At 35.4% G+C, this 6,551-nt stretch carries 6 protein-coding genes and 2 pseudogenes; 5 read left to right on the top strand and 3 right to left on the bottom strand.

All coding sequences use genetic code 11. The annotated features are described in order from the left end of the window. From CBG25_RS14185 to CBG25_RS14170, 4 genes and pseudogenes are all read left to right on the top strand, one after another. A partial coding sequence (locus tag CBG25_RS14185) for a transposase family protein (protein WP_290603775.1) occupies window positions 1-281 on the top strand: 281 nt, incomplete at its 5' end. Between the two features lie 49 nt (window positions 282-330). After that, window positions 331-672, top strand: a pseudogene (locus CBG25_RS14180) (transposase); the annotation flags it as partial. A 128-nt stretch (window positions 673-800) separates the two neighbouring features. After that, on the top strand, window positions 801-1,250 hold the full coding sequence (locus tag CBG25_RS14175) for a hypothetical protein (RefSeq protein WP_290607409.1): 450 nt from the start codon (window positions 801-803) through the stop codon (window positions 1,248-1,250). Between the two features lie 159 nt (window positions 1,251-1,409). Next, window positions 1,410-2,459: a hypothetical protein gene (locus tag CBG25_RS14170; protein WP_290607407.1), complete on the top strand. Its 1,050-nt coding sequence runs from the start codon at window positions 1,410-1,412 to the stop codon at window positions 2,457-2,459. 45 nt (window positions 2,460-2,504) lie between these two features. Here CBG25_RS14170 and CBG25_RS14165 read toward each other — a convergent pair whose 3' ends face one another. The 3 genes and pseudogenes from CBG25_RS14165 to CBG25_RS14155 form a co-directional block, all read right to left on the bottom strand. After that, entirely contained in the window at window positions 2,505-4,697 is a 2,193-nt protein-coding gene (locus CBG25_RS14165; protein WP_290607405.1) for an ATP-dependent RecD-like DNA helicase, read from the bottom strand. Between the two features lie 30 nt (window positions 4,698-4,727). Then, window positions 4,728-5,224: pseudogene (locus CBG25_RS14160) on the bottom strand (TIGR00645 family protein). Between the two features lie 49 nt (window positions 5,225-5,273). Continuing rightward, window positions 5,274-5,669 (bottom strand): hypothetical protein, encoded by a 396-nt coding sequence (locus tag CBG25_RS14155; protein WP_290607403.1) that lies wholly within the window; start codon window positions 5,667-5,669, stop codon window positions 5,274-5,276. A 456-nt stretch (window positions 5,670-6,125) separates the two neighbouring features. On the opposite strand from CBG25_RS14155, the gene CBG25_RS14150 reads away from it, so the two are divergent. Further along, window positions 6,126-6,395, top strand: a complete 270-nt coding sequence (locus tag CBG25_RS14150) for a transglycosylase SLT domain-containing protein (protein ID WP_290606446.1) — start codon at window positions 6,126-6,128, stop codon at window positions 6,393-6,395. Window positions 6,396-6,551 lie beyond the last annotated feature (156 nt).

Below are 6,551 nucleotides of genomic sequence, written 5' to 3'. Positions count from 1 at the left end.
AGGTAACCATCTGGGCAGATACCGGTTTTCAAGGTATAGATAAACAGCATCCTAATACACAAATCCCAAAAAAAGGAACTCGAAAAAGACCTTTATCGCCTGAACAAAAACAAGAAAATAAAATAATCTCGGGCATCCGTATTACAGTTGAACACGCCATCGCGGGTATCAAGCGCCTCGGTTGCATGACCCAAATTTTACGGAATCGTAGACCCTTTATTGATGATACCTTCTTACTCCTTAGCGCAGGTCTTTGGAATTTCCATCTCAGAACAGCGTAAAATTTACTTCAATCACCGAAACACCCTTATTTCACTATTAAGCAACACGCTTATTGACAAGGCCAACACCAATCGCAATATCTACGCCGACCGAGGCTATCCCTCTGCGGAGCGGGAAGCTTGGCTGGAGGCAAACGGCTATAGGAGCCAGATTCAGCGTAAAGGCCATCGAAACAAACCGTTGTCCAAGACTCAGCAAGGGCGAAACCACAGGATTGCAAAGACTAGGGCACGGGTTGAACATGCATTTGCGGCGATGGAACAAATGGGTAGAAAACTGATCCGCACCATTGGACAGGTGCGCGCTAATTTTGCCATGACGATGATGGCAGCATGTTACAACCTAAAGCGGTTGGCGTACTTCCAGAGCGCGTGCATCGTGGCTTTCTGACGCCCAGAATGGGTCAAATGGCCCTAGCCAGGGCAATGTGCGATAGAATCAGTAGCGTGATAATCAAAAAAAATCTAATTATTTAGAATGAAAGCCAAGGGTTAATTGAAAATCTTGAGTTTTTCGAGGTGCCCCAGGGTGCTAAAGAAGGTAAATACATTATTCTCCAGAAGGGCGATGAAGGTGTTGAACCCAAAACCTATCAGACTAATCAGTTAACAAGCGCACTACAACAAATAGAAACTGATACTACCATCGTAATAGAAATTACGCAGGAAAAAGAGAAACTTAACGAATTGGCGCTCACACCAGAAGAAAGTCTCTCCATTGATATGGATAAAGCCTTAACCCTTGACATCAATGACTCCATACTAAAAGATACGGATAGCAAACTCACTGAGAGTACGGATGGCGAAAAATTGATAGATACTGAGGAATTATCCTTGCCAACCGAATATAATCTATCGATAGACGAGGTAGATTCCGATAAAGAATCTAAACGATTAGATAACGATGAAGTGAATATTTTACATCAGGAAGAAAAACAAAAAATTAAAGAGAAAGAATATGGGGACTAATCTAACCATAGCTTGATAAATTAATATTATAAAAATATCTTAAATAAACGTTAAGTTTGTTATTCCTGTCTTGAACTGATATTTTAACTAATGAAACAGGATAAAATAAAAATAGGATATATTAAAAAATAAATAAACATCAATTAGGGGGCATAAAATATGCTTTCAGTTACTAATTCATCTTCACAGATATTATATGAACCAGGTAATAATTTATTTAACGAATCAACAAATTCAACAGAAATAATCAACACATCTCAAGAGGAAATTATCAATGAATCCACTAAAAAACCTGAAGAACTGTTATGGAATAGTTTCACAGAAATGCGAGATTACCTCATGGAAGGAACTTATTTCTCCCTTTTTTCAGAAAAAGAATATCCTGATCTTCATAAGGACTTAAGAGTTTGTCAAAATAAGCTTAAAGATATCGACTTATCCTTATCAAAATCCTTGCTTACCGGAGCAACAGATAAGTTTATTAGACATTTTGGAGTCTTACATAAAACAGTAATCCCTACCGAAAATCAGATTAGAAAAGAATTCAATAATATCGATGAAATATTAGATATTTTACATAACTGTCTGAAAGACATAGAACAACTAAAAGAAAAAACAGTGCCAGAATCAACCACAAAAAAATATCTTAAATTTGCCTTAATAGGCATTTCACTGAGCTTAGCAAGCTTGTTAGTAGGAGCACTGGTTTTCTCCTCACCCTTTATTGCTCCTTGTCTAATCAGTGGTTCTCTCTTACATATGATTGGGTCTGGAATATCAACCGCTGCGGGCTTTTCAGGTATTGCATTTAGCCTATATCAGGCACATAAACAATATAAAATAAATTCTCATAGGGATAAATGGAATGAATTCGATACTATACTTTCTAAAACGTATACTCATTTAAATGAATTAAGGAGCCAGAAAATGTTAAAATCGGTTTATGAGCTGGGATTAAATCAATCACAGGGATTTCAAAAAGTTAATGAACAAAATAGTTCAATAGAAAAACAAAACGCTGAAATGAAAAACGAGATTAGTGGATTGAAAGAGAATGTTAATACCTTGACAACCGAGTTGACCGAGTTGAAAGAAAAAATGGACACGTTAATTAATCAGTTTAATAAATCAGCGACATCTTCAGATGAAAAACAAAATGACTCAAATGTAGCAAAAGCATTCCCCCTATATCGGCGGCATTCTTTCTAAATATGGGTGATACGATTTACCTAAAGAATCATAGTTAAAAAAATACTATGGTTCATTGAACGCGATTTTCAATCGTGCTAATAACCATGTTTTCCGTTTAATCGAGTTCTGTTTATTGATAGCAAGACTAAGCGCTTTCTTTTGTCCAATGATAACCACCATTTTTTTACCTCTGGTGACCCCAGTATAAATCAAATTTCGTTCAAGCATAAGATAATTCTGCATAGCTATCGGAATCACAACACAAGGATATTCAGAACCCTGGCTCTTATGAATGGTTGTTGCATAAGCTAAGGATATCTCATCAAGCTCATTAAAATCATACCGGATTGTTCTGCCATCAAAATCGATGATCACTTCAGATTCAACAGTATCAATTAACGTAATAATTCCGATATCACCATTAAAAACATCTTTATCATAATTATTCACTAATTGAATGACTTTATCACCCAAAGAAAACGTCCGGCCATAACGGGTCACTTTCGAGGAAGTGTTATTATTATTAAGCTGAGATTGTAACATGTCATTAATACTATGCGCGCCAATTCCTCCCCTATTCATTGCAGTTAACACTTGGATATCCCTGACAGGATCAAATCCAAACCGCATCGGTAATCGATGTAAGATGATATTTAGAAGTTTATTTTTGATATCTTCAATACCTTCCGAATGAATAAAGAAAAAATCACTTTCCTCGCCTTTTTTCACAATTTCAGGGAATCGCCCCATATTAATAGCATGAGCACTGGTGATAATCTTAGAACAAGCTGATTGCCGGAATATTTCGGTTAATCGACTAACAGGGATTTTCTGACTGTGAATAACATCAGATAAGACATTACCTGGCCCTACCGATGGGAGCTGATCAATATCCCCCACCAACAGCAACGCTGAATGGTCAGGTAATGCCCGTAATAATTTATTCATCAATACAATGTCAATCATTGAGGATTCGTCAACAACCAGTAATTCGGTATCAATAGGGTTATCAGCATTGTGTTTAAAATCAAATCGTGACGGATCAAAATCCAGAAGACGATGAATCGTAGTGGCATTTTCTCTGGTTGATTCACTCAATCGTTTAGCAGCCCGTCCCGTTGGCGCACAAAGTGTTGATTTTATTCCTTTAGTTTTTACAATATGTAAAATACTGTTAATCACCGTAGTTTTACCAACGCCAGGCCCGCCAGTTATGACACTCACCTTGCTGTTTAAGTTTTTTTCAATAGCGGTCTTTTGCGAATTGGATAATGTTATCTTATTTTTTTTCTCAACCCAGGGAATGACTTTTTCCAGTGCGATATTCTCCCAGGGAAGTTTTCCAGAAATCAAACGCTTTAAATGACCCGCAACGCCTTGTTCAGCAAAAGCCAGTGACGACAGAAATACCCAGATTTCATTTTCAACCGATTGTAAAACCAGCCGGCGTTCTGTTAATTCAATCTCAATGGCCTGGCGTATAATGTCTTCATGAATGTTCAATAGTTGATAGGTTTTCTTAATTAATGCTTCTTGTTCTTCTGCACAATGTCCCTGATTAGACAATTCCTGTAAAACATGACGGATACCCGCTTGAGCACGAATCAGGGATTGTGTATCGACGCCTAGGTTTTGTGCGATTTGGTCAGCTGTTTTAAACCCAATACCATAGATATCAATCGAGAGTTGATAAGGATTTTCCCGTACTTTAGAAATTGCCGATTCACCGTAGGTTTTATATATACGAACGGCTCTTGAGGTTCCAACCCCATGAGATTGTAAGAAAACCATGATTTCCCTGACTACTTTTTGGTCTGCCCAGGCAGCACTAATCTTTTGCTGGCGTTTTTTTCCAATACCTTCAACTTCAAGTAATTTATCAGGGTGGCGTTCAATAATATCAAAAACATCGGCACCAAAGGACTTGATAAGTTGTTTGGCAAAAACGGGACCTATTCCTTTGACCATGCCTGACCCTAAATATTTTTCCATTCCGTCCAGAGTCGTGGGAACAATAGTTTTTATATGATGGGTTTTAAACTGTAGGCCATAATTGACGTCATTAAGCCAGATACCCATACATTCAATATATTCCCCAGCCGTAATAGAGGCAGTATTACCCGTTACAGTAATTAAATCTTTATGTCCGGAAACCTTAGCTCTAATAACAAAAAATCCGGACGTTTCACTATGAAAAGTGACGCGTTCAACAACACCTTCAAGGGACTGCGGTGATTGAGAGTGACTATTTTGCATGAACTATCTCAAGGGGAATGTAATTAAAAATTAGCCTTTAGAATTTTTACTCATTCTATCAATATAAGCCATACCAAATGCAGAGACAACAAAAGCTAAATGGATAATAACACACCACATTATTTTATTATCAGCCACTTTTTCTGCTTCCATAAAAATTCGTAAAAGATGAACGGAAGAAATAGCAACAATCGATGAGGCAACTTTATTTTTAATGGAATTAACGTCCATTTTCCCCATCCAGCTTAATTTTTTATGCTTATCATCAACCGTCATTTTTAAAATAAAGTTTTCATAACCTGAAAACATGACCATAACTAAAAGCCCACCGACTAACGCAATATCAATCAACGATAAAACTCTTAATATTAATCCTGATTCAGAAATAGTAAAAAGTTCTGGGATGACATCAATTATCTGCTGAAAAAACTTGAACGTGAGTAAAATAAACCCAAATGATAACCCAAATAGACAGGAAATAATAACCATCTCGATGCGTAGATTATTTTTTCAATAGATTTTTCCATTCTTTTACCCCTCCTTTATTTTAAATTTTTAGCCAAATTATCAAAGATATTATTTCCGTTTAAAAAAATAACCCAGCTTATATTCTATCTCTTCCAGATACTTTTTATGATTTTCATCTGACATATATAATGAAGTTTTTTCTTGATTTTTCTTCGTTGCATAAAACAAAAGATTTTCCATGAATTCCATTTTTAAAACGGATTGAGCAATTAAAGCGAGTTTATCATCTAGAGTAATTTGAGGCTCTTCATTATTTTTATTCTCTTTTCTTTTTTGCATAACAAGGCAACCAATTTTTAACATTTCCATGGCAATAACAGTGCGGTTTGAAGTAGAATTAGGTTCACCATCGGCGCGTTTATCTTCAACGAATTCGTCTATTTGTTTCAAAATAGAATCAGGTATGGGTAAAGATAAGCGATATTTTTTTTTAGCTTTTTCCATGAAGAAAATCCTTAACTATTACATAATGACCAATATTTTACATTATAATACAATTATATAAAGAATCTAAACAGAACCCCAAGAGATTCTTTAAAGAATCTTATATTTTTTTAAGTTAATTATATATAAAAATCAATACTTTAACAAGAAATAAAAGAATCTATTTTGACTCTAATAGGATTCCATAAAGATTATTTTAAATAAAAAATCATATAAAACAATTAGATGCTTTAAAGATTCCCTTTGGAATCTAAATAGATTCTAAAATTAAAAAATAAATTTTAATAATAAAAAATTAAAACTATAATTATCAAAAGCTTAAAATAAAATAAGTATTTTGCGTGTGGTATGTAAATTAGTGGTAGAAAAAGCGGATTTGGTGAAGTAAAATTGATAGGCTTTATTGGAATTCCTTTGAAAAATCTTTTTGCTTTATAGGGGCGAAAATATGCCGAATTGTTTTTACTTTTGAATAAAGAGCGTGGCGATGAAAATCAAAAATTTAATGTGGCTGTTTTGTCTTGTTATTTCAAAAATATCGCTTGCCGATTATTTAAGAGCGATTGCCAGACAAGAATCCAACCTTATCCCCATGCAAAAAACAAAAATAAAGATGGTTCACTTGATTTAGGGATTATGCAGATTAATAGCAAAACCTTTAACGCCATTAAAAAAGAATATCCTACATTATCTGAAAATGACTTAAGGGCACCTCGAAAAACCTAAGCCGAGTTTGATTTTGCTGATAAAGTTATCGGAAGCTGGTCTACTGAGCTAACCACCATGAAGAAACGCAGCGCCATTAAGAATGACCTCTTTGCAAACCAGTATCACCAACAGACGATCGACAAGTTGGGTGACCCGCTGGTCAAGATCGAAACC

This window comes from Arsenophonus sp. ENCA (assembly GCF_002287155.1).
Classification (GTDB): Bacteria; Pseudomonadota; Gammaproteobacteria; order Enterobacterales; family Enterobacteriaceae; genus Arsenophonus; species Arsenophonus nilaparvatae.
Note: the sequence above shows the minus strand (reverse complement) of the source record. Positions and strands in the feature narration are given on the sequence as shown.